The organism is Saccharothrix stipae (genome assembly GCF_054781895.1).
In genome coordinates this window covers 977,454-999,637 of record NZ_BAAGTN010000008.1, presented here as the reverse complement: position 1 = coordinate 999,637, position 22,184 = coordinate 977,454, and the positions used below count along the sequence as shown (strand labels likewise).

22 protein-coding genes and 1 riboswitch are annotated in these 22,184 nt (G+C 71.5%); of the genes, 8 read left to right on the top strand and 14 right to left on the bottom strand.

What is annotated here, in order from left to right; all coding sequences use genetic code 11:
* Window positions 1–29: 29 nt before the first annotated feature.
* From bsaP to bioD, 3 genes are all read right to left on the bottom strand, one after another.
* Entirely contained in the window at window positions 30–239 is a 210-nt protein-coding gene (bsaP, locus tag ACYVLT_RS21550) for a biotin synthase auxiliary protein BsaP (RefSeq protein ID WP_360459375.1), read from the bottom strand.
* On the bottom strand, window positions 236–1,252 hold the full coding sequence (gene bioB / locus ACYVLT_RS21545; RefSeq protein ID WP_461121967.1) for a biotin synthase BioB: 1,017 nt from the start codon (window positions 1,250–1,252) through the stop codon (window positions 236–238). The genes bsaP and bioB overlap by 4 nt, the downstream gene beginning before the upstream one ends.
* A gap of 104 nt (window positions 1,253–1,356) precedes the next feature.
* Window positions 1,357–2,073, bottom strand: a complete 717-nt coding sequence (bioD, locus tag ACYVLT_RS21540) for a dethiobiotin synthase (RefSeq protein ID WP_461121966.1) — start codon at window positions 2,071–2,073, stop codon at window positions 1,357–1,359.
* 60 nt (window positions 2,074–2,133) lie between these two features.
* On the opposite strand from bioD, the gene ACYVLT_RS21535 reads away from it, so the two are divergent.
* Together ACYVLT_RS21535 and ACYVLT_RS21530 are read left to right on the top strand one after the other, a co-directional pair.
* The gene (locus ACYVLT_RS21535; RefSeq protein ID WP_461121965.1) at window positions 2,134–2,379 is read left to right on the top strand and encodes a glutaredoxin family protein; all 246 of its coding nucleotides are present in this window, start codon (window positions 2,134–2,136) and stop codon (window positions 2,377–2,379) included.
* Window positions 2,380–2,518: 139 nt separating this feature from the next.
* The gene (locus ACYVLT_RS21530) at window positions 2,519–2,998 is read left to right on the top strand and encodes a hypothetical protein (RefSeq protein ID WP_461121964.1); all 480 of its coding nucleotides are present in this window, start codon (window positions 2,519–2,521) and stop codon (window positions 2,996–2,998) included.
* Here ACYVLT_RS21530 and ACYVLT_RS21525 read toward each other — a convergent pair.
* The 3 genes from ACYVLT_RS21525 to dnaE form a co-directional block, all read right to left on the bottom strand.
* A complete protein-coding gene (locus tag ACYVLT_RS21525; protein ID WP_461121963.1) occupies window positions 2,978–4,246 on the bottom strand; it encodes an adenosylmethionine--8-amino-7-oxononanoate transaminase in 1,269 nt (422 codons plus the stop codon). The genes ACYVLT_RS21530 and ACYVLT_RS21525 overlap by 21 nt on opposite strands.
* Window positions 4,233–5,462, bottom strand: a complete 1,230-nt coding sequence (locus ACYVLT_RS21520) for a cytochrome P450 family protein (RefSeq protein ID WP_461121962.1) — start codon at window positions 5,460–5,462, stop codon at window positions 4,233–4,235. The genes ACYVLT_RS21525 and ACYVLT_RS21520 overlap by 14 nt, the downstream gene beginning before the upstream one ends.
* A gap of 87 nt (window positions 5,463–5,549) precedes the next feature.
* Window positions 5,550–9,089: a DNA polymerase III subunit alpha gene (dnaE, locus tag ACYVLT_RS21515; RefSeq protein ID WP_461121961.1), complete on the bottom strand. Its 3,540-nt coding sequence runs from the start codon at window positions 9,087–9,089 to the stop codon at window positions 5,550–5,552.
* A gap of 146 nt (window positions 9,090–9,235) precedes the next feature.
* Between dnaE and ACYVLT_RS21510 the strand changes: the two genes are divergently transcribed.
* Window positions 9,236–10,147: an AsnC family protein gene (locus tag ACYVLT_RS21510; RefSeq protein WP_461121960.1), complete on the top strand. Its 912-nt coding sequence runs from the start codon at window positions 9,236–9,238 to the stop codon at window positions 10,145–10,147.
* A 93-nt stretch (window positions 10,148–10,240) separates the two neighbouring features.
* On the opposite strand, the gene ACYVLT_RS21505 is transcribed toward ACYVLT_RS21510, so the two are convergent.
* The 5 genes from ACYVLT_RS21505 to ACYVLT_RS21485 form a co-directional block, all read right to left on the bottom strand.
* Window positions 10,241–11,449, bottom strand: a complete 1,209-nt coding sequence (locus ACYVLT_RS21505; RefSeq protein ID WP_461121959.1) for a multidrug effflux MFS transporter — start codon at window positions 11,447–11,449, stop codon at window positions 10,241–10,243.
* A gap of 108 nt (window positions 11,450–11,557) precedes the next feature.
* Window positions 11,558–12,493 (bottom strand): RluA family pseudouridine synthase, encoded by a 936-nt coding sequence (locus tag ACYVLT_RS21500; protein ID WP_360465878.1) that lies wholly within the window; start codon window positions 12,491–12,493, stop codon window positions 11,558–11,560.
* Window positions 12,490–13,083 (bottom strand): signal peptidase II, encoded by a 594-nt coding sequence (lspA, locus tag ACYVLT_RS21495; protein WP_461121958.1) that lies wholly within the window; start codon window positions 13,081–13,083, stop codon window positions 12,490–12,492. The genes ACYVLT_RS21500 and lspA overlap by 4 nt, the downstream gene beginning before the upstream one ends.
* 23 nt (window positions 13,084–13,106) lie before the next feature.
* Entirely contained in the window at window positions 13,107–14,444 is a 1,338-nt protein-coding gene (locus ACYVLT_RS21490) for an aminotransferase class V-fold PLP-dependent enzyme (protein WP_461121957.1), read from the bottom strand.
* Between the two features lie 37 nt (window positions 14,445–14,481).
* A riboswitch (SAM riboswitch) is annotated at window positions 14,482–14,595 on the bottom strand.
* Between the two features lie 62 nt (window positions 14,596–14,657).
* Window positions 14,658–16,130, bottom strand: a complete 1,473-nt coding sequence (locus tag ACYVLT_RS21485; protein WP_461122262.1) for a potassium/proton antiporter — start codon at window positions 16,128–16,130, stop codon at window positions 14,658–14,660.
* Window positions 16,131–16,330: 200 nt separating this feature from the next.
* Here ACYVLT_RS21485 and ACYVLT_RS21480 point away from each other — a divergent pair, with 200 nt between their 5' ends.
* Window positions 16,331–17,278, top strand: coding sequence for a M28 family metallopeptidase (locus ACYVLT_RS21480; RefSeq protein ID WP_461121956.1), 948 nt, complete (start codon window positions 16,331–16,333; stop codon window positions 17,276–17,278).
* Here ACYVLT_RS21480 and ACYVLT_RS21475 read toward each other — a convergent pair.
* Together ACYVLT_RS21475 and ACYVLT_RS21470 are read right to left on the bottom strand one after the other, a co-directional pair.
* Window positions 17,275–17,556 (bottom strand): DUF167 domain-containing protein, encoded by a 282-nt coding sequence (locus ACYVLT_RS21475; RefSeq protein ID WP_461121955.1) that lies wholly within the window; start codon window positions 17,554–17,556, stop codon window positions 17,275–17,277. The two genes, ACYVLT_RS21480 and ACYVLT_RS21475, sit on opposite strands and share 4 nt — an antisense overlap.
* Entirely contained in the window at window positions 17,549–18,097 is a 549-nt protein-coding gene (locus ACYVLT_RS21470; RefSeq protein WP_461121954.1) for a TetR/AcrR family transcriptional regulator, read from the bottom strand. Before ACYVLT_RS21470 ends, ACYVLT_RS21475 begins: the two co-directional genes overlap by 8 nt.
* A gap of 55 nt (window positions 18,098–18,152) precedes the next feature.
* Between ACYVLT_RS21470 and ACYVLT_RS21465 the strand changes: the two genes are divergently transcribed.
* From ACYVLT_RS21465 to ACYVLT_RS21455, 3 genes are all read left to right on the top strand, one after another.
* Window positions 18,153–18,614, top strand: coding sequence for an SRPBCC family protein (locus ACYVLT_RS21465; RefSeq protein ID WP_461121953.1), 462 nt, complete (start codon window positions 18,153–18,155; stop codon window positions 18,612–18,614).
* A gap of 68 nt (window positions 18,615–18,682) precedes the next feature.
* Window positions 18,683–19,243 (top strand): RNA polymerase sigma factor, encoded by a 561-nt coding sequence (locus tag ACYVLT_RS21460; protein WP_461121952.1) that lies wholly within the window; start codon window positions 18,683–18,685, stop codon window positions 19,241–19,243.
* A 98-nt stretch (window positions 19,244–19,341) separates the two neighbouring features.
* Entirely contained in the window at window positions 19,342–19,908 is a 567-nt protein-coding gene (locus ACYVLT_RS21455; protein ID WP_461122261.1) for an RNA polymerase sigma factor, read from the top strand.
* 18 nt (window positions 19,909–19,926) lie between these two features.
* Here the strand turns inward: ACYVLT_RS21455 and ACYVLT_RS21450 are convergent, their stop codons facing one another.
* Window positions 19,927–21,243, bottom strand: coding sequence for a helix-turn-helix domain-containing protein (locus ACYVLT_RS21450; protein WP_461121951.1), 1,317 nt, complete (start codon window positions 21,241–21,243; stop codon window positions 19,927–19,929).
* Between the two features lie 432 nt (window positions 21,244–21,675).
* On the opposite strand from ACYVLT_RS21450, the gene ACYVLT_RS21445 reads away from it, so the two are divergent.
* On the top strand, window positions 21,676–21,942 hold the full coding sequence (locus ACYVLT_RS21445; RefSeq protein ID WP_461121950.1) for a hypothetical protein: 267 nt from the start codon (window positions 21,676–21,678) through the stop codon (window positions 21,940–21,942).
* Window positions 21,943–22,184 lie beyond the last annotated feature (242 nt).

Below are 22,184 nucleotides of genomic sequence, written 5' to 3'. Positions count from 1 at the left end.
CCTGCACCCGTGACCAGATGCAGGGCAGGTTACCGCGCGGAGGTGATCTCCCCGTGACGGCTGCACGTGGCCGTCCACCCGGCGGGCGTCACCTGCACCACCATCCGGCGCGCGCACTCCGCGCAGAACCGCGGCGGGTCGATCACGCCCAGCCGTGACGCGCACGCGGAGTGGTCCGCCTCCGCGAGCGCCTTGCCGCAATAACCGCAGAAAGTCACCGCACCCAGCCCAGTGGTCACAGGGTCTTGCTCAGTTCCTTGATCGGCATGGCCAGCTCGCTCAGCATGTCGAGGTCGTCCTGCGCCGGGCGGCCGAGGTTGGTCAGGTAGTTGCCGACGATGATCGCGTTGACACCGCCGAGCATCCCCTGCTTCGCGCCGAGGTCGCCGAAGGTCAGCTCACGGCCGCCGGCGAAGCGCAGGATCGTGCGCGGCAGGGCGAGCCGGAACGCGCCGACGGTCCGCAGCGCGTCGGGGCCCTCCACGACCGGGTAGTTCTCGTAGGGCGTGCCGGGGTTGGGGATGAGGAAGTTCAGCGGCACCTCGTCCGGCTCCAGCGCGGCCAGCTGCACGGCGAACTCCGCGCGCTGCGCCAACGTCTCCCCCATGCCGATGATGCCGCCGCAGCAGACTTCCATGCCCGCCGCGCGGATCATCGTCAGCGTGTCCCACCGCTCTTCCCACGAGTGCGTGGTGACCACGTTCGGGAAGTGGGAGCGCGCGGTCTCCAGGTTGTGGTTGTAGCGGTGGACGCCCATGTCCACCAGCTCGTCCACCTGCTCCTGGGTGAGCATGCCGAGCGAGCACGCGATCTGGATGTCGTTGCCGTCCTCGCGGATGGCCTTGATGCCGTCGCGCACCTGCGACAGCAGCCGCTTGTCCGGCCCGCGCACGGCGGCGACGATGCAGAACTCGGTCGCGCCGGTCTCGGCGGTCTGCCGGGCCGCCTTCACCAGGCCGGGGATGTCCAGCCACGCCGAGCGCACCGGCGAGGGGAACTGGCCGGACTGGGAGCAGAAGTGGCAGTCCTCGGGGCAGCCGCCGGTCTTGAGCGACACGATGCCCTCGACCTCGACCTCCGGCCCGCACCAGCGCATCCGCACCGCGTGCGCCAGCTCCAGCAGCTCCGGGATCCGGTCGTCGGACAGCCGGAGGACGTCGAGCACCTGCTCCTCGGACAGCCCGACGCCCTGCTCCAGCACCTGCTCGCGGGCAACGGCGAGGACATCGACCTGTTCGGGGGCTGCGGTCACGACTTCTCCTCGATCAACTCAGGCGGTGGTCCGCCGTGCAGTCTGCCGCACGGGCCCGTGCGCTACTCAGCGATGTGCGTCACTGGTTCGTTCAACCCCGGGCTTCAGCAGGTGTGCGGCGCGGCGAACTTCTCCGGGTCGAACGTGCCGCCGAACCACGGCGACAGGCCTTCCCGGGCGCGCTCGACGAACTCGGCCCGCCCCAGCGCCGCCAGGCCGTCGGGCAGCACGCCCAGCAGCGGCGCGCCCGCGGCCTCGGGCAGGTCGACCAGGTTCGTGCGGGTGGCCAGGTCGGGCGCGGCGGGCCAGCGGCCCACCACCACGCCGATCGACTCCAGGCCGCGGCGGAGCAGGGCCTCGGCGGTCAACGCGGTCATGTTCAACGTGCCCAGGCCCGCGTGCGCGACGATGAGCACCGGGGCGTTGAGCGCCCAGGCCGCGTCGGCGATGGTCGAACCCGCGCCGTCGAACCGGACCAGCAGCCCGCCCGCGCCCTCGACCAGCACCAGGTCGTGCGTCTCGTCCAGCGCCACGGCCGCCGAGGCGATGTCGCTGGGGTGCAGGGTGGGCAGCCCGGATCGGCGCGCGGCCGTGGCCGGGGCCAGTGGTTCGGGGTAGCGGCGCAGTTCACGGGTGGTGACGGGGCCCGCGAGGCGGACCACCTCGGCGAGGTCGCCCGGCTCGCCGTCGGCGACACCGGTCTGCGCGGGCTTGAGCACGGCGACCCGCCGACCGTCGGCCGCGGCCAGGGCCGCCAGGGCGGCGACGACGACCGTCTTGCCGACCTCGGTGCCCGTGCCGGTGATCACGAGGACGCTCACGGGCAACCACCCTAGGCCTATACGGAGCGTGGTGGTCGTCCGCGTTCTACAGTCACCTCCATGAGTGAGATCGTTCTCTACGGTGCGGACTGGTGCGCCGACTGCCGGCGCGCGAAGGCTTGGCTGCGGGAGCACGAAGTGCCGTTCACCGACGTCGACGTCGAGCAGGACGACGCGGCCCGCGACCGCGCGATCGAGTTCGCCGGCGGGCGCAAGAACATCCCGGTGATCGTGCTGCCCGACGGCCGGGTGCTGGTCGAGCCGACGAACGCGCAACTGGCCGACGCCGTCCGGCAGCAGGCCTGATTTGGGCAGGAAGAAGCGAAGACAGGGCCGCGACGGCGCGGAGGTCAGCACGCGGAGACACCCGCGCAACCCCCGGCCCGGGCGGAAGCCGCCCCACTGGTTGGACAGGCTGGGCGGGTGGGGGTGGACCGGGCTCGTCGTGGGCACCGTGATCGGTGCGATCGGCGCGCACTACGCGTTGTGGCACTGGGTGATTCCACCGGTCGGGGTGGTGGTGGGCCGGATCCCCGTGGTGTCGACCGTCGTGGGCTGGTTGTTCGGGGGCGGCGCGTGGATCGCCCTCGGTGTGGCCGTGGTGAACGAGAAGACCGCGGGGAAGGTCGCCGGACTGCGCCTCGTGCGGATCGCGATCGTGTGGATGGGCGTGGCCGTCCTGTGCCTGCCTGTCGGGTGGGCCGAGGACATCTACCTCCCGACGGACTACTGGGCCGGTGTGTTCGCGGGCGCCTACGGCCTGGTGGGCTCGCTGGTGGTGTTCCCGGTGGTGGCGCTGGTCCTGTACCCGTTGTCGCGGGTGGTGCGGTCGTTGCGCGACAAGTCCGACCAGGTCGTCGGGTGGGCGTCGATCGGCTACGGCGTGCTGCTGCTGGTCTGGGGTTCAACCCTGCTGCGCATGTGACGCCTCGGCCGCGGCGACGACGGCGGCGGCGATCGCGGCCACGTCGTCGTCCGTGCTGATGAACGGCGGCATGGTGTAGATCAGGTCGCGGAACGGCCGCAGCCACACGCCGTGGTCGACGGCCGCGGCGGTGGCGGCGGCCATGTCCACCGGGTGGTCCAGCTGCACCACGCCGATCGCGCCGAGCACCCGCACGTCACCGGGCGCCTGCGCGAGCCCGGACCGCAACCCGGCCTCGATCCGCCGCACCGACGCCCGCCAGTCCTGCGCCAGCAGCAGGTCGGTGGAGGCCAGCGCCACCGCCGAGGCCAGCGGGTTGCCCATGAACGTCGGGCCGTGCGCCAGCACGGGCACCTCGCCGCGCGAGATGCCGTCCGCCACGCGCGGGGAGCACAGGGTCGCCGCCAACGACAGGTAACCGCCGGTCAGGGACTTGCCGAGGCACATGATGTCCGGGCTGATCCCGGCGTGGTCGGCGGCGAACAGCTCACCGGTGCGGCCGAAGCCGGTGGCGATCTCGTCGAAGATCAGCAGCACGTTGTTGGCCAGCGTCAGCTCCCGCAGCACGTGCAGGTAGCGCGGGTCGTGGAAGCGCATCCCGCCGGCGCCCTGCACGACCGGCTCCACGATGACCGCGGCCAGCTCGTCGGCGTGCCGCTCGACCAGGTCCGACAGCTCCTGGACGTAGGCGGTCTCCAGGTCGCGCGGCGGCGCGGAGGCGAACACCTGCTCCGGCAGCACGCCCCGCCACAGCGAGTGCATCCCGCCCTCCGGGTCGCACACGGCCATCGGCTGGAACGTGTCGCCGTGGTACCCGCCGCGCCAGGTCAGCAACCGCCGCTTCGCCGGCCTGCCCTGCGAGCGCCAGTGCTGCAACGCCATCTTGATCGCGACCTCGACCGACACCGACCCCGAGTCGCACAGGAACACGTGCTGCAACGGCTCGGGCGTGATCTCCACCAGCCGTGCGGCCAGCGCCACCGCGGGCTCGTGGGTGAGGCCGCCGAACATCACGTGGCTCATCCGGCCGAGCTGGTCGCGCACCGCCGCGTCGAGCACGGGGTGCCGGTAGCCGTGGATCGCGGCCCACCACGACGACATGCCGTCGACCAGCTCGCGCCCGTCGTCCAGCCGGAGCCGGACACCCTCGGCCGAGGAGACCACCAGCGGCTCGTGGGTGCCCGGCATCGGGCCGTACGGGTGCCAGACGTGCGCCTGGTCCAGCTTCAGCAGCTCATCGTGCTCCACGGGGAGTCAGGCTAACCGGCAGCTCCTCGACGCCGCGGATGAGCGCCCCCGGGCGCCACCGCAGCTCGTGCGGCTCCACGGTCAGCGCCACGTCGAACCGGTCGAACAGCGTCCCGATCGCGATCTCGCCCTCCATCCGGGCCAGCGGCGCGCCCAGGCAGTAGTGGATGCCGTGGCCGAACGCGAGGTGCCCGGCGGCCTGCCGGGTGATGTCGAGCCGGTCCGGGTCCGGGAACCGGGAACCGTCGCGGTTGCCGCCGCTCAGCGCCACGACCACCAGGCTGTCCTTCGGGATGACCACGTCACCCAGCTCCACGTCCTCGGAGGTGTAGCGGAACGTGGACTGGTTGACCGGGCTGTCGTAGCGGAGGACCTCCTCCACCGCGCCGGGCAACAACGTCCGGTCGGCGCGCAGCTTGGCCAGCTGATCGGGGTTGCGCACCAGGTGGTGGACGCCGCTGGCGATCAGGTTGACCGTCGTCTCGTGCCCGGCGACGAGGAGCAGGAACGCCATGGCGATCAGCTCCATCTGGTCGAGCCGGTCGCCTTCCTCGTCGGCGTGCACCAGGGCCGAGAAGAAGTCGTCGCCCGGGTCGGCCTTCTTGTGCTCGACCAGCTTCATCAGGTAGCCCGCCATCTGCGTGCCCGCGTCCTGGAGCTCCTTGGCGTCCGACCCGCCGGCCACCAGCACGTTCGACCACCGGCGGAACTCGTCGCGCTCCTCCATCGGCACGTCGAGCATCTCGCAGATGACGGTGATGGGCAGCGGGAACGCCAGCGCGTCCACGAGGTCGAGCTCGGACCTGCCCTCCACGTCCCGCAGGAGCTGGTCGGTGATCTCCTGGATCCTGGGTCGCAGCTGCTCGACCCGCCGGGCGGTGAACGCCTTGGTGACGAGCTTGCGCAGCCGGGTGTGGTGCGGCGGGTCCATGTTCAGCATGTGCTGCACCAGGGACTCGTCGAACACCATGGGTTCCTGGTCACCGACCCGGTTGAGCTCCATGACCTCCGGGAAGCGCTCGAAGTGCTTGCTGAACCGCGGGTCGGCCAGCGCCAGCCGTGCCTCTTCGTACCGGGTGACCAACCACGCCTTGGTGCCTCGCGGCAACACGACCTGGGTCGCCGCCGCCTGCTCGCGCATCCTGGCGTGGTAGGCGTGCGGATCGGCGAAGTACTCCTCGCCCAGCACGTCGAGACCGGCGATCTGCTCCCCCAAAGGGATCCCCTCCTCGTTTGAGTTAACCCTGTTCACTCAACGATTCGAGGCTCGCTCGTGTCCCCGATCCCGGGCCGAATCACCCGATCAGCCCAAGCACCCCGGTCCGAGCAGCGCCTTCAAATCGCCCATGAGGGACGGCGTGGGCGTAACCCGGAGGGCGTCGTCCAGCTTCAGCAACGTGTTGCGGCTGCTGTTGATGACCAGGTTCAGGTGCACCTCGGTCGTGCCGGGGTGCGCGGTGAGGACTTCCTTGAGCGAGGTCACCAGCTTCGGGTCGCAGCGCGACGCCGCCACCTTCAGCCGCAACGCCTGCGCGCCCAGCTCCGACAGGTCCGGCACGACCAGGTCGTTGGCGATCAGCGAGATCCGGTCCTCCCGCTTCGCCACCCGCGCCTTGACCAGCACGATCGCGTCCTCGGCCACCGACATGCCGTGGACGGTGTAGCTCTTGGGGAAGAACAGCACCTCGATGCCACCGGCCAGGTCCTCCAGCTGCGCCGACGCCCACGGCTCGCCGTTCTTGTTCACCCGGCGGGTGACCGACGCGAGGATGCCGCCCAGGGTGACCTGCGTGCCGTCGGGCACGTCGCCTTCCAGGATGCGCGGGATCGTGGTGTCCGAATAGGAGCTCAGCACCTGTTCCACGCCGTTGAGCGGGTGGCCGGACACGTACAGGCCCAGCATCTCGCGCTCCAGCGTGAGCTGGTGCTTGGACTCCCAGTGCTCGTCGGGGATCTTCACGTCGAACACCGACGCGCCGTCACCGTCGCCGCCGCCGTCGCCGTCGCCGAACAGGTCGAACTGGCCGCGCGCCTCTTCCTTCTTCGTCAGCATGATCGCGTCGACCGCCTCGACGTGGACCATGTGCAGGCCCTTGCGCGGGTGGCCGAGCGAGTCGAACGCGCCCGCCTTGATCAGCGATTCGACGACTTTCTTGTTGCACGCCTGCACGTCGACCTTGCGCAGGAAGTCCGAGAAGTCGGCGAACTTCCCCTTCTCCACGCGGGTCTTGATGATCGCGTCCACCACGTTCGCGCCGACGTTGCGGATCGCGCCGAGGCCGAACCGGACGTCGTCGCCGACCGCGACGAACTCCCGTTCCGACTCGTTGACGTCCGGCGGGAGCACCGTGATGCCCATCCGGCGGCACTCCGCCAGGTAGACGGCCGACTTGTCCTTGTTGTCCGAGTTCGTGGTGAGCAGCGCGGCCATGTACTCGCTGGGGTAGTTGGCCTTGAGGTACGCCGTCCAGTACGCGATCAGGCCGTACGCGGCGGAGTGCGCCTTGTTGAACGCGTAGTCCGCGAACGGGACCAGGATGTCCCACAGCGTCTTGATCGCCTCGGGCGAGTAGCCGTTGGCGACCATGCCCGCCTCGAAGCCCTCGTACTCCTTGTCGAGGATCTCCTTCTTCTTCTTGCCCATCGCGCGGCGGAGCAGGTCCGCTTGGGCCAGCGAGTAGCCCGCCACCTTCCGCGCGATCGCCATGACCTGCTCCTGGTACACGATCAGGCCGTACGTGGTGTCCAGGATCTCGGCCAGCGGCTCGCGCAGCTCCTCGTGGATCGGCACGATCTCCTGCTGCTTGTTCTTGCGCAGCGCGTAGTTCGTGTGCGAGTTCGCGCCCATCGGACCCGGCCGGTAGAGCGCGATGACGGCCGAGACGTCCTCGAAGTTGTCCGGGCGCATCAACCGCAGCAGGTCGCGCAGCGCGCCACCGTCGAGCTGGAACACGCCCAGGGTGTCGCCGCGGCCCAGCAGCTCGTAGGTCTTGCGGTCGTCCAGCGGCACGGTCGAGATGTCGATCCGGCCCTTGCCGTTGAGCTCGATGTTCTTCAGCGCGTCGTCGATCGTGGTCAGGTTGCTCAGGCCGAGGAAGTCCATCTTCAGCAGGCCGAGCGTCTCGCACGTCGGGTAGTCGAACTGGGTGATGATCGAGCCGTCCTGCGGGCGCATCCAGACCGGGATGTGGTCCGTCAGCGGCTCCGCGGACATGATCACCGCGCAGGCGTGCACGCCCGCGTTGCGGATCAGGCCCTCCAGCCCGCGGCCGGTGTCGATGATCTCCTTGACCTGCGGGTCGGTCTCGTAGAGCGCGCGCACCTCGGCGGCCTCGGAGTACCGCTTGTGCGCCGGGTCGAACACGCCGGCCAGCGGGATGTCCTTGCCCATCACGGCGGGCGGCATGGCCTTGGAGATGCGGTCGGCCACCGCGTAGCCCGGCTGCCCGTACAGCACGCGGGCGGAGTCCTTGATCGCCGCCTTCGCCTTGATCGTGCCGAACGTGATCACCTGGGCGACCTTGTCGACGCCCCACTTCTCGGTGACGTACCGGATCACGTCGCCGCGCCGGCGCTCGTCGAAGTCGATGTCGATGTCGGGCGGGCTGACCCGGTCGGGGTTGAGGAACCGCTCGAAGATCAGGCCGTGCGCCAGCGGGTCGAGGTCGGTGATGCCCATCGCGTAGGCGATCAGCGCGCCCGCGGCGGAACCGCGACCCGGACCGACCCGGATGCCGTTGGCCTTGGCCCAGTTGATGAAGTCGGCGACCACCAGGAAGTAGGACGGGAAGCCCATCTGGAGGATGACGTCGATCTCGAACTCGACCTGCTTGCGGTGGACCTCGTCCACGCCCTCCGGGAACCGGCGGCGCATGCCCTCCCAGACCTCGTCGCGGAAGTAGTCCGCCTCGGTCTTGCCGTCCGGCGTCGGGTAGCGCGGCATCAGGTTCTGGAAGGCGAACATGCCGGTGGTGTCGACCTTCTCGGCCACCAGCAGGGTGTTGCGGCACCCCTCCTGCCAGGCGTCGGAGGAGTCGATCGCGCGCATCTCGTCCGGCGACTTCAGGTGGTAGCCCGTGCCGTCGAACTTGAACCGGGTCGGGTCCTGGAGCGTCTTGCCGGTCTGCACGCACAGCAGCGCCGCGTGCGCGTCGCGGTCCTCGGCGAAGGTGTAGTGCGAGTCGTTGGTCACCACGAACGGGATGCTGAGCTTCTTGGCGATGTCCAGCAGCCCGCTGCGGACCCGGCTCTCGATCTCGATGCCGTGGTCCATCAGCTCGACGAAGAAGTTGTCCGCCCCGTAGATGTCGCGGTACTTCGCGGCGGCCTCCAGGGCCTCCTGCTCGTGGCCCAGGCGCAACCGCGTCTGCACCTCGCCGGACGGGCAGCCGGTGGTCGCCATCAGGCCCACCGCGTGCTCGGCGATCAGGTCGACGTCCATCCGGGGCCACTTGCCCAGCTGGCCCTCGGTGGAGGCCCGGCTCGACATCTTCATCAGGTTGTGCAGGCCCTCGTTGTTGCGGGCCCAGATGGTCTGGTGGGTGTAGGCGCCGCTCGCGGAGACGTCGTCGGACTTCTGCCCGGGGTCGCCCCACAGCACGCGCTTCTTGTTGAAGCGCGACTCGGGGGCCAGGTAGGCCTCGATGCCGATCACCGGCTTGACGCCCGCGGCGGTCGCCTGCCGGTAGAAGTCGTAGGCGCCGTACATGTTGCCGTGGTCGGTGATCGCGGCGGCGGGCATGCCCATCCGCTCGCACTCGGCGAACAGGTCCTTCAGCTTCGCCGCGCCGTCGAGCATCGAGTACTCGGTGTGCACGTGGAGGTGCACAAACGAGTCAGCCACGCCAAAACCCCCTTGTATACCACGCACACCGAACAAAAGACGGAGCCAGCAGAGCCGCCGGACGCACACTAGTCCGGTCGTGTCAGCCCGAGCCAGTCGGCAGGCCGATAGCGCGAAGATCCGCCCACACGGGTAGCGTTCGAGGTGTGGTAGCGCCGGACCCCGTCGACGCCCGTCTCCTGGCCATGATCGCCGAGATGGGCCGTGCCGCCGTGCACGAGGTGGCCGCACGGCTGGGCATGGACCCGCGGGAGGCCGCCACCCGGCTGATCACGTTGTCCGGCAGCGGGTTGCCGCTGCTCGTCGGTGTGGAGTGCGACCCGAACGGCATCCGCAAGGCGCTGGCCAACAGCGTGGCGTGGGGCAACTACTCCGGGCCCGGCGGCCAGGCCGTGCGCGGCACGCCGAGCGGCCCGTACTCGCCGGTGCAGGGCACGCCGTCCGGCTCCTACCCCGGCTACCCCGGTCCGCAGGGGCCGCCCAGCACGCCGTTCCCGGCGCAGCCGCAGACCGGACCGCAGCCGACGCCGTCGGGACCGCCGTCCGGGCCGGTGCGCGTGCCGGAGCCGATGAGCACCTGGGGCGTGCCCGGCACGTCCGGTTGGGCGCGCGGCGACCAGGCGCCCGCGCCGCGCTCGCGCACGGGCAAGATCGGCAGCACGTTGGAGACCGAGGGCCTGGAGGGCGCCCGGTTCACCATCCAGCTGGTCGAGGTGGTCGACCCGGCCGACTTCCTGTTCACCGCGGCCGGCTACAAGCTGGCCGACGGCGAGCGCGCCGTGGTCGTGCACACGGAGCTGGCGAACATCGGCCAGGTGCCGTTCAACGCCCTGCCCGACATGTACCTGGTGCTGATGACCAACAAGGGCGAGACGGTGAGCAAGGCGCCGGTGTCGCTGTCGTCCCGCCCGCCGCACAAGATCGGCGTGCAGCCCGGCGAGACGGCCGGCGGCCACACGGTCTACGTGCTGCCGGAGGACACGGTGATCTTCTCCGTCCGCTGGAGCTCCCGCCCGGAGACCGACCTGAACACCCTGGTCTGGACCATCGACGACTGAGTTGGATTGCCCCTGCTCCGCAGATGGCGGGCTCGGTCGCCGGGAAGTCGGTCGTTCGCGACCTCGCGCGGTGGTCCGGTAGCGGCCTCGCGGTCAGGCGGGGATCGGGTCGGGGTCGCGGGTGATGCCGATGTCGCCCTTGGTCATGGTGGCGAAGACGAGCACGGCCAGGGTCGTGGCGGCCGCCATCACGGTCACCATCGGCAGCACGCTGGCCGAGCCGCCGGCGCCGACCAGCGGCGCCATCAGGCCGCCGACCAGGAACGTCAGCACGCCCAGCACGGCCGACGCGCTGCCCGCCGCCTCCGGGTGCCGCGACATCGCCAACGCGCCGGCGTTCGGCATGAGCAGGCCGACGCTCATCGTGAGCACGAACAGCGGCGGCAGGAACGTCGCCAGACCGCCACCGACCAGGCCACCGACGAGCAACCCGACGCCGCCGACCGAGGCGCCCGCCAACCCGATCTTGAGCAGCGGACGGGGCATGATCCGGCCGGTCAGCCTGGTGTTGAGCAGACCGGCCAGGACGATCGCCACCGAGTTCGCCCCGAACACCAGGCTGAACTGCTGCGGCGTCAACCCGTACACGCCCTGGAGCACGAACGACGCACCGGCCACGTAACCGAACAGCGAGCCGAGGGCCAGCGCGGACGCCAGGGCGTAGCCGAGGAACTTGCGGTCCGCCAGCAGCCCGCCGAACACCTTGACCGTGAGCAGCAGGTTCGCCGGCCGCCGCTTGGCCTTGGGCAACGTCTCCGGCAGACCGACGGCCAGCGCGACCAGCAGGGCCGCGCCGACCACGGCGAGCGCGACGAACGTGCCGCGCCAGCTGGTGAACCGCAGCAGCTGGCCGCCCAGCACCGGGGCCACCACCGGGCCCAGGCTGTTGACCAGCATCATCAGCGACATGAACCGCGCCATCGCCAGGCCTTCGAACCGGTCGCGCGCGACCGCCATCGCCACCACGAACCCGGCCGCCACGCCGAGCCCCTGGAGCAGGCGCAGGCCGGACAGCGCGAGGGCGCTCGGCGCGACCGCGCAGAAGAGCGAGACCACGACGTAGCTCGCGATGCCGAACAGCAGCGGCCGCCGCCTGCCCCACGAGTCCGACAGCGGACCCACCAGCAGCTGCCCGACCGACAGGCCGATGATGAACGTGGTCAGCGACAGCTGGATCTGCGACTCGGTCGAGCCGAACTCACCCGCGATGGCCGGGAACGCGGGCAGGTACGTGTCGATCGAGAGCGGTCCGAGCAGGCACAGCGTGCCCAGTAGTGCCACCAGTCGGGTTCTGCTGTCCATCCGCCATCCCCCACGCTCGTCTGTCAAAAGCTTCGCAAGACAAACGATCCAGGGAAAGCGATATGGCACACATCACGCGACGGGCGCAAGACTTGCGAGCAGAACCGGTCAGTAACCCTCGGCCCGCAACAGTTCCAACGCGCTGGAGAGGTCGTCCGGGTACTCGCTGGTGTAGGACACCCACTGGCCGTCGGCCGGGTGGTGGAAGCCCAACGTCCTGGCGTGCAGCCACTGCCGGGTGACGCCGAGGCGCTTGGCCAGCACGGGGTCGGCGCCGTAGGTCAGGTCGCCGACGCACGGGTGCCGCAGCGCGGAGAAGTGGACCCGGATCTGGTGCGTGCGACCGGTTTCGAGGTGCACGTCGAGCAGTGACGCGGCCCGGAAGGCCTCGACCACCTCGTAGTGCGTGATGCTCGGCTTGCCGTTGGCCATCACGGCGAACTTGTAGTCGTGCTTGGGGTGCCGGTCGATCGGGGCGTCGATGGTGCCCTTGATCGGGTCCGGGTGGCCCTGCACGAGCGCGTGGTAGAGCTTGTCGACCGTGCGCTCCTTGAAGGCGTGCTTCAACGCCGAGTAAGCGCTCTCGCTCTTCGCCACCACCATGACGCCGGTCGTGCCGACGTCCAGCCGGTGCACGACGCCCTGCCGCTCGGCGGCGCCGGACGTGGCGATCCGGATCCCGGCCGCGGCCAGGCCGCCCACTACGGTCGGACCGGTCCAGCCGGGGCTGGGGTGCACGGCCACGCCGACCGGCTTGTCGACCACGATCACGTCGTCGTCCTCGTGCAGGACGATCAGGCCCTCCACGGGCACCGCCTGCACCTGCACCGGGCGTTCGGGCTCGGGGAGGGTGACCTCCAGCACGGAGCCCGCGATCAGGCGGTCCGACTTGCCCGCGGGCTGCCCGTCGAGCACGACGTCACCCGATTCGGTCAACGCGGCCACGACCGTGCGGGACAGGCCGAGGAGCTTGGCCAGGCCGGCGTCGACCCGCATCCCGTCCAAGCCGTCCGGCACGGGCAGGGTCCGGTAGTCGCCGGTCATGCGCCCGCCTTCTTCTCCGACTGGGTGCCGGGCTTCTTCTCCACGCGGGTGCCGTCGTAGTCGCGCTGGAGCAGCGCCATCAGCACGATCACGCCGCCGCCCACGCAGATGGCCGAGTCGGCCAGGTTGAACACCGGGAAGAAGTTGCCCCAGGGGTCGAGCACCGAGATGAAGTCGACCACGCCGCCGCGCAGCGGGCCGGGACCGCGGAAGATCCGGTCCGCCAGGTTGCCCATCGCGCCGCCCAGGACCAGGCCGAGGCCGATGGCCCAGCCGACCGACCGCAGCCGGCGCGCGATCCACAGGATGAACACGACCACGCCGGACGCGATCAGGGCGAGGATCACCGTCCAGCCCTCGGCCAGGCCGAACGCGGCGCCGGTGTTGCGGATCAGCGGCAGGTAGAGCAGGCCGCCGAGCAGCTCGATCGGCTCACGCCCCTCCAGGTGCTCCACCGCGAGGATCTTGGTGACCAGGTCGAGCGCCAACACCAGCGGCGCGATGACCGCCAGCAGGAGGACCCGTCGCTTCGGCAGCGGTTGGTCCGGCTGGTCCGGCGTGTCCGGCTCGGTGTTGGGATCGGTGCTCACCGGGCCATTGTCCAGCATCGGGGTCAGCGCAGGAACGGCGGGAGCGCGCGCTGGTCGTTGAGCGGCACCCAACGGCCGTCGCGCTGTTCGTACTCCCACCGCGAACCCTCGACGACGAGCGCCCGCAGCGCGGCCACGAAGCGGTCCACGTGCTCCTCGGTGGTTCCCAGGCCGATCGACGCACGCAGCGCCCGTTCGCCGTGGGCGAGGCGGTGCACGGCAACGTGGGCGCAGAACGCGCCGTCGCGCACACCGATGCCGTGCTCCGCGGACAGCGCCGCAGCCAGGTAACCGGCGTCCTGACCGCCGACGGTGAAGCTCACCACACCCACCCGGTCCTGGTCCGAGCCGAACAACGTCAGCTCGTGCACGCCCGGCACGGTCCGCAGGCCCGCCCGCAGCCTGGCCAGCAGCACCCGCTCGTGCTCGGTGGTCTGCTCCCAGTGCCTGCCAAGCACGTCGCACGCCACGGCCAGCGCGTGCACGCCCACCACGTTCGGGGTGCCGGCCTCGTGCCGCTCGGGCACCGCCGACCAGGCCACGCCGAGCCGGTCGCCGTGGTCGGTGACGCGGGCCGTCGCACCACCGCCCACCAGGTACGGCTCGGCGGCCTGCAACCAGTCCGACCGGCCGACCAGCACGCCCGCGCCGAACGGCGCGTAGACCTTGTGCCCGGACAGCACGGTGTAGTCGACGTCGAGCGCGCGCACGTCCACCGGCCGGTGCGGCGCGAGCTGGGCGGCGTCCAGGGCGATCCGGGCGCCGTGCCTGCGGGCCACGCGCGCCAGTTCGGCCACCGGCCAGAGCTCGCCGGTCACGTTGGACGCCCCGGTGACCACGACCAGGCGCGGGCCGACCGGCGCCTCGCGCAGCGCCCGGTCCAGCTCCAGCACCGCCTGGGCGGGTGAGTCGGGGGTGCGCAGGCGACGCACGTTCGGGCCGCGCCACGGCAGCAGCGCGGCGTGGTGCTCGGTGTCGAACAGGGTCACGGCCGTGTGCTTGGGCAGGCTCCTGGCCAGCAGGTTCAGCGCGTCGGTGGTGTTGCGGGTGAACACCACGGCGTCGGTGCCGCGGGCGTTGAGGAACCGGCGGACCGACGTGCGGGCCTGCTCGTAGACCCGGGTGCTGACCTGCGAGGCGAAGCCCGCGCCCCGGTGCACGCTGGCGTACCAGGGCAGCACCTCGTCCACCGCGTCGCGGACCTGCTCCAGGCACGGCGCGCTGGCCGCGTGGTCGAGGTTGGCGTACTCGACGCGCTCACCGGTGACCAGCGGCACGCGCAGCGACGCGCCGACCACGCGCGGCAGTGCCGGCTTCTCCGGCCGGGCAACGGTGCTGGTGCGGGGAACTGCGATCGTCATGACGCCCTCCGGGGGTCCGGGACCCCGCCGGAGAGGGAGCCCGCGCTTGCCGGACGCCCTGCGCGCCGGCCAGGTCCTCACCAGGGGCACCCCACCGCGGTAGGAGGGTTGCCGGCCAGCGAGCCTGGGCTTCGCGCTGGCACTCATGACCTTCGGAGCGAAGGTAACCCGGACCGCGCGCCCGCGTCGAGTCCGGTTCACATCCTGGGAGCGTCAGGGCAGGCCGACGTCGCCCTTCCAGCGGGCGAACCGGCCCGCCCGGTCGACCGCCCGGATGCGCTGCTCGGTCGCCGTGCGCATGGCCTCGGTGCACACCACCAGCAGCTGGTCGTGCTCCTGCAACCGGGTCGTCGGCTGCGGGGTGAAGCCGTTGTCGTCGCGCACCACGAGGCTGACCGAGGAGCCGGGCGGCAGCCGCAGCTCCGACAGGTACACGCCGTGCAGCTTGGAGCCGGGCTGGATGCGGACCTGGAGGAGTTCCGCGCCCAGCTCGTCCAGCGCCGACGAGTCGACCTGCACCTCGTGCGCCTCCCCGGACTTGACCAGCCCGAGCCACTTGGCCAGCCACGGCAGGCTCGTGCCCTGCACCACGGTCAGCACCACCACCAGCACGAACACCGCGTCCACCAGCCGCTGCGCACCCGGCACGCCCTGGATCAGCGGGATCAGCGCGAACACGATCGGCACCGCGCCGCGCAGCCCCGACCACGAGACGAACACCTGTTCGCGCCACGGCACCCGGAACGGCAGCGCCGCGCACAGCACCGACAGCGGGCGGGCCAGCAGCACCAGCACCGCCCCCGCGACCAGCGCGGGCACCAGCACGTCGAGCAGGCGTCCCGGTGAGGCGTACAGGCCGAGCAGCACGAACAGCCCGATCTGCGCGATCCAGCCCAACCCCTCGGCGAACGACAGGGTGTCCGCCCGGTGCGGCAGGCGGGCGTTGCCGAGCACGAGGGCGGCGATGTAGACGGCGAGGAAGCCGGACGCGTGCGCCAGGTCGCCGACGGTGTAGGCGAGCAGGCACACGGCGACCGTGGCCAGCGGGTACAGGCCGGTGGCGGGCAGCGCGGCCCGGCGCAGCCCCACGCCGCCGACCCAGCCGAGCACGATCCCGATCACCCCGCCCGCGACGAGCTCGTAGCCCATCAGCAACGGCGCGGTCCACGTGATCGGGTCGGGCGCGGCGAGCAGCACGACGGCGATGTACACCGGCGCGTCGTTGATGCCGGACTCCAGTTCGAGCGCGCCGATGAGCCGCTTGCGCACCCCCACCCCGCGCAGCACGCTGAACACCGCCGCCGCGTCGGTGGACGACAGCACCGCGCCCCACAGCAGGGCGGTGCGCCAGTCCATGTCCAGCAGGAAGTGCAGCGCGAACCCGGTGACCGCGATGCTCACGCCGACGGCCACCGTGGACAGCGCGATGCCCAGGCCCAGCGCGGGCTTCACCGCGCTCCACCGGGTGGTCAGCCCGCCCTCGGTGAGGATCAGCACGAGCGCGACGGTGCCCAGCGAACGGGTCAGGTCGGCGTCCTCGAACTGGATGCCGAGCACGGCCTCGCCGAGCAGCAGGCCGATGCCGAGGTAGAGCAGGAGGGACGGCAGACCGAGCCTGATCGACACCCTCACCGCGATGACCGAGAGCAGCAGAACGCCGGCGGCGATGCCCAGGTAGCCCGTCACACCGCCCACTCGACCTCCAGGCCGTCGTCCCCGCTGCATCACTCGACGGGGTCATTCTCCCCGGCGACACCGAAATGGACGAATCCGGCAACCCACGCGGCGTCACCAGCCGAACGCCCCTAGCGCGAACCACGTCGAACCGTGCACGTTGACGAACGGGTCCGCCGCCCCGGTCACCTCCACACCCTGCGGGAGAAACCGTGAAGTTGCGAACGATCTCCACCGCGCTGGTCACCACCGGCGTGCTCCTGGGCTCCGGCCTCGGCTCGGCCACCGCCGCGCCACCGCGCGTCCTGGCCGGGCCGAACATCCCGGTGTCCGCCGTCCAGGCCGACCTCACCCAGTTCCAGGCCATCGCCAACGCCAACGGCGGCAACCGGGCGCACGGCCGTCCCGGCTACCTGGCCTCGGTGAACTGGGTCAAGTCCAAGTTGGACGCCGCCGGGTTCACCACCCGGGTGCAGTCGTTCAGCCGCAACGGCGCCACCGGCTACAACCTGATCGCCGACTGGCCCGGCGGCGACGTGGACAACGTGGTCATGGTCGGTGGGCACCTCGACAGCGTGTCGGCCGGTCCGGGCATCAACGACAACGGCACCGGCTCGGCCGGGCTGCTCGAAGTCGCGCTGGCCGTGCGGTCGACCGGCTTCCGACCCACCAAGCACCTGCGCTTCGCCTGGTGGGGCGCGGAGGAGCTGGGCCTGGTCGGCTCGACGCACTACGTGAACTCGCTGTCCACAACGGACCGCTCGCGGATCGACGCCTACCTCAACTTCGACATGATCGGCTCGCCGAACCCGGGCTACTTCGTCTACAGCGCGTCCGGGCAGCCGGCCGGCTCGTCGGCGCTCCAGCAGGCGCTCCAGGGCTACTTCGGCTCGATCGGCGTGCCGACCGAGCTGACCAGCGTGGGCGGCCGGTCCGACCACGCGGCGTTCGCGCGGGCGGGCATCCCGGTCGGCGGCACGTTCACCGGCGCGGAGGGCGTCAAGACCTCCGCGCAGGCGCAGAAGTGGGGCGGCACGGCCGGCACCGCGTTCGACCGCTGCTACCACCGCTCGTGCGACACCACGTCGAACGTGAACGCGACCGCGCTGGACCGCAACACCGACGCCATCGCGCACGCCGTGTGGACGCTGGCGGCCTAACCGCCCAGCAGCCGCGCCAGCACCTCGGGTGCGCCGGCCGGGGCGGGGTCGACCTGCACGACCTTGTCCCGGCCGCGCTCCCCCGCGACCACCTCGACGTCCTGCCGGCGCACGTCGAACGCCTTGGCCAGCGCCCTGCGGACGGCCTCGTTCGCCTTGCCCTCCACGGCGGGCGCGGCGACCGCGACGACCAGCGCGCCGTCACCCCACCGGCCGCCGACGGCCTCGCGCTTGGCGCCCGGCTTGACCCGGATCGCGAACCGGAACGCGTCAGGCACGGCACACCACCGCGGTCAGCGTCTCCTCCAGCAGCTGGCGGCGCGCCTTGACCACGTGCGGGGTGGACGACAGCAGCTGCGCCTGCCCCAGGTAGACGGAGTAGGCGAGCACGGCCCGCTGGTGCGCCACGTCGCCGTCGAACCCGAGTTCGGCGAACAGCTCCTCCAGGTAGCCGATGCGGCGGTCGGTGACGCGCCGCAGCACCGGCTCGACCGCCGGGTCGTCCTTGGCCGCGAGCATGGCCAGCTCGACCGCGCTGTCCTCGACGTTCTCCAGCACGGTGGCGAACAGCAGGCGCAGCTTGGCCAGCGGCTCGGGCACCGACTCCACGATCTCGATCACGGCCTCGGTGTGCTCGCGCTCCCAGCGTTCGAGGGTGGCCTTGAGCAGGGCTTCCCGGTTGGGGAAGTGCCAGTAGGCGCTGCCCTTGGTCGCACCGAGCCTGGCCGCGAGCGGTTCCACGGCGACGGCCGCCACCCCGCCCTCGGCCAGCGCCCGCAGGGCGACCCCGGTCCAGTCGTCGCGCGTCCGCCGTGCCATGACTCCGTACGCTACCGTACGGTAACGGACCATACGGTCCCGTATGGAGGTCGTGATGATCGAGAACGTGCACACCCGGCCGATCCCCGACGCCGCCGGCCTGGTCGACCGGGTGGTGGAGCTGTGGCCCGCCGACCGGTGGCCACCGCTGGTGCTCGACCGGCCGCTCGGCGTCGGCGCGGACGGCGGCCACTCGTTCGTGCGCTACCGCTGCACCGGCCACCTGCCCGGTCGGCGGGTCGAGTTCACCTTCGCGCCCGGCGTCGGCCTGGTCGGCACCCACGTGCTGGAAGCGGTGCCGGGCGGGTTGCGGCACACTCTGACCGGTCGGCCGCGCGGCCTGATGCGGTTGTGGTGGCCACTGGCCGTGCGGTGGTTGCACGACGCGCTCATCGAAGACCTGCTCGACAACGCGGCGCGCGCCGCCGGACACCCACCCGTTCACCCGGCCAGGTGGTCGGTCCCGGTGCGGGTGCTGCGCGCGGGCGCCAGGACGGCCGCCCGGCGACCCGCCTGACCGGATTTCCTCCACAACCACCGGTCTGGTCCGTCTACCCGTTACCGGGACCAGAGGGGGGAGGGTTCGTGACGCCGGACGACCCCGACGACCACGCGGCCACCTTCAGCGACTTCTACCACCGGGAGCGGATCCGGTTGTTCCGCTTCGCCGCCGTGATGTCGCCGCACCTGGACCACGAGTCCGCGGTGCAGGAGGCGTTCGTCGGCGCGTGGCGGCACTGGCCGGTGATCGCCCCGGAGTCCAGACGTGCTTGGCTGGTGAAGACGATCCGCAACCTGCTGGTGGACCAGGCCCGCCGGCGGGAGCGGCCGGGCGACCTGACCGACGAGGTCGTGGCCCGGCAGCGCGGCACGTACCGGATCCTGGTGCCCAAGCAGCGGGACGCCGAGACGTGGCACGAGCTGGTCAGCACGCTGGCGGCGGTCGCGAACCTGCCCGATCACCTGCGCACCGCGCTGGTGCTGCGGTTCTGGGACTTCGACGACGACGAGATCGCCGACGTGCTGGGCTGCCGACGGGCGTCCGTGCGGCGGTACGTGTCCGAGGCGCGGGCGAGGGTCAGCGAGCAGGTCGGCAACGAGGAGCGACGGGTGCGCGGCTCGCAGCGCGGGAAGGGGACGTCATGACCGACGAGCTGGACCCTCGGCTGGACCACCTGCGGGCCGAGTTGGCCGAGGCCATCCCGGAGGATCCCGGCGCGGACGACCTCGGCGTGGCGGCGATCATGGCGCAGGCGTCGCGGTACGACCGGCAGGCGGCCCTGGTCGAGGCCGCGCGGTCCGGTTCCCGGGAGGCGCTGGAGTCGCTGGTCACCGAGCTGACCCCGTTGGTGTGGCACGTGGCCAGGGGCAACGGCCTGGACCAGGCCACCGCGGAGGACGTCGTGCAGACCGTGTGGCTCAGCCTGCTGCGCCACCTCGACCGCCTGACCGAGCCGCGGGCCGTGGCCGGCTGGCTGATCGTGGCCACCCGCCGCGAGGCGCAACGGGCCTGGCGCGACCTCAACGGCCGCCCGGCGCTGTCCACCGACTCCGCCGTCGACATGCCCGACGACCGCTGGCTGCCGGAACCGGAGGCCCTGCGCGACGACCGCGACCGCCGCCTCTGGCGCGCGTTCAACTCCATGTCCCGCCGCTGCCAGGAACTGCTGCGGCTGACCGTGCTGGCGGGCCGGGCCGAGTACCGGGCCGTGGCCGAGGCCCTCGCCATGCCGCGCGGCTCGATCGGCCCGACCCGCGGGCGTTGCCTGACCCGGCTCAAGGCCCGGCTGGAAGAGGACGACGTGCGCTGACCGACGTGCGCTGACGACTCAGCCGACCGCGAGTCGCACGCGGTGGAGCAGCTCGCGCACCTCGGGCAGGTGGGCGTGCGGCCGGCCGGCGGCCACCAGTTGCCTGAGCGCGTCGTTCACGCGGTCGGAACGCACCGCACCGACCGACTCGACGGCGTCGTGCCCCAGTTCGACGGCGTGGCGCGGATCGTCGCGGGCCATCATCAGCGCCGCCAGGTTGGCCTTGGCGAGCGCCTTGCCCCGGGAATGGCCTTCCGGGAACCGCGCGATCGAGGTGGTCAGCCGATCGCGCGCTTCTCCGTGCGCGCCGCCGTTCAGCGCGAGGTGCACCAACGCCCGTCCGCAGTCGCGTTCCAGGTGCGCCTCGTCGTAGTAGGCGAGCCAGGCGGGCTCGTCACCGGACGACGACGCGGCGAACAGCTCTCCGGCCTTGCCGATGGCCGTGTGGCAGTCCACCCCGCGCGAGGCACCGGCCAGCGCCAGTGCCCGTGCGTGGCGGGTCCGCACCACGGCCCCGACCTTCGGGCTCAGCCGGTCGGCACGCACCAGCGCCATCTCGGCGAAGCTCAGTGCGTCCTCCGCACGACCCCGGTGCACCGACAGGTTGGCGAGACCGGACAACGCCTTGGCCCTCATCGCCCAGTCCCCCGACTCGGTGGCGCAGCCGACGCTGAACCTGAAGGAGCGCTCGGCCTCGCGGTGCAGTCCGGCGTCGAAGCACAGCCCGGCCGCGGTGTCGGCCAGCTCGGCGACGGCCGTCAACAACTCGTCCCGCGCCCGCGTGCTCGCGAACGTCCCTTCGGTGAGCTCGGCCGACGCCGACAGCTGGGCGACCACGGCCCGTGCGGACAGGCCGCCGCCGTACTGGTGGTCCTGGCTCGCGAACATCCTGGCCAGGTGTCGCACGTGGTCCACTTCCGCCTGGCCGATCCGCCTCGTGCCACCGGCTGCCGCTCGGCCGGTGAACGCGGCGAGGGGGTCGGTCAGGGCGATGCCGACCACCGAGCCGGCGAGCACCCGCAGGAAAGCCTTGCGCTCCACGTCGTCCCCACCTTCCGCATGTCGGGGCACTGAGGCCACGGTAGCGAGACGGGACCGCGTGCTGAAGAAGCCGAGATCGCCGTCCGTGGCAACGTCGAGCACTACGCGCAGTGCGGCCCGATAGCTCTGGTGCGGCCAGCGGTGCACACCTCGTTCGAGCTTGCCGATGTAGTCCGCGTCCATTGCGCCGAGCCGCCCCGTCGCCACCTCGACCTGCGCGTTCGCCAGGTCGGCGAGCTGCGCCTGCGTCAACCCGGCACCTTCCCGCGCCGCCCGCATCGCCTCGTTCCGCATCTCCGCCCGCCCGTGGTCGATCGAACACCCAGCGTAACGGTGAGCCGATCCACGGCCCGCTGATCTTGCTCAATCCTCCGGGAAACCCTCCGGGTCGGCGGTGACTTGCGCGGAGGTCGATCTCTCCTGGCCCGCCTCGGTTCCCGGCCCACCCAGCCACGGTCAGGCTCGACCCGGAACCGCCTCATCCGACCAAGGCGGCGACGAGACGAGGGAGGGAACCGTGCCGGAAGCCCCACGGATCACGAAGGGCAGCCGCCGATGGGCATTGGCGTACGCCGGACTCGGCCGGCCGGTCACACCGGGAGCGGTGTGGTGTGACGGGATGCTCGTGGATCCGGCCTGCTTCCTCGTGAAGTCACCGTGTCCGATCACAGTGGATCGCGACGAAGTGCGCGTGCCAGCGGCAGGCACGACGCGAAGGGTGGGCGAGTGAACCGACCGGAGGAGTTCGCCGCCGTGATGCGGCAGCTCGCGGCGGAGGACGCACCACGACTGTTCGCCATCGTGGAGGAGTACGGGGAACGGCAGGAAGCTCGGGTCGCCGGCTACGGACTCGCCTACCCCGGCCACGCGGAGGTCAACTCGGTCGAAGGCGACTTCCACCTGAGTTCCGAGAGCCCGGAGAACGCGCGGGTGATCTTCGAGATCAGCTCCCGGTCGTCAGGTGCACGAACCCACCTGGTGTGGCTCGACTGACAGGTTCGAGCACCTCAAGGCCCGGCTGGAACAGGACGACGTGCGCTGACCGACGTGCGCTGACCGACGTGGCCTGGCAGGCGTGCGCCGGCAGACGCGGCCTGGCTGGCGTGCGCCGATCCTGGCCGTTCGGCGGCCCGGATTGTCGGACCCCTGCGGGAGAATGAAAGCAGGGGTCCCCTGGGCGGGGACCCCTGCGCAGCGTCGGAGCCTGCGACGTCGGCCTCGGGACGGTCGGACCC

What these genes read in the sequence shown, in the direction of transcription:
- ACYVLT_RS21535 (WP_461121965.1), top strand. Translation starts at nt 2,134, where the DNA reads ATGAGTGAGATCGTTCTCTACGGTGCGGACTGGTGCGCCGACTGCCGG.
- ACYVLT_RS21505 (WP_461121959.1), bottom strand. Translation starts at nt 11,449, where the DNA reads ATGGACAGCAGAACCCGACTGGTGGCACTACTGGGCACGCTGTGCCTG.
- ACYVLT_RS21500 (WP_360465878.1), bottom strand. Translation starts at nt 12,493, where the DNA reads ATGACCGGCGACTACCGGACCCTGCCCGTGCCGGACGGCTTGGACGGG.
- ACYVLT_RS21490 (WP_461121957.1), bottom strand. Translation starts at nt 14,444, where the DNA reads ATGACGATCGCAGTTCCCCGCACCAGCACCGTTGCCCGGCCGGAGAAG.
- ACYVLT_RS21470 (WP_461121954.1), bottom strand. Translation starts at nt 18,097, where the DNA reads ATGGCACGGCGGACGCGCGACGACTGGACCGGGGTCGCCCTGCGGGCG.
- ACYVLT_RS21465 (WP_461121953.1), top strand. Translation starts at nt 18,153, where the DNA reads ATGATCGAGAACGTGCACACCCGGCCGATCCCCGACGCCGCCGGCCTG.
- ACYVLT_RS21455 (WP_461122261.1), top strand. Translation starts at nt 19,342, where the DNA reads ATGGCGCAGGCGTCGCGGTACGACCGGCAGGCGGCCCTGGTCGAGGCC.
- ACYVLT_RS21450 (WP_461121951.1), bottom strand. Translation starts at nt 21,243, where the DNA reads ATGCGGAACGAGGCGATGCGGGCGGCGCGGGAAGGTGCCGGGTTGACG.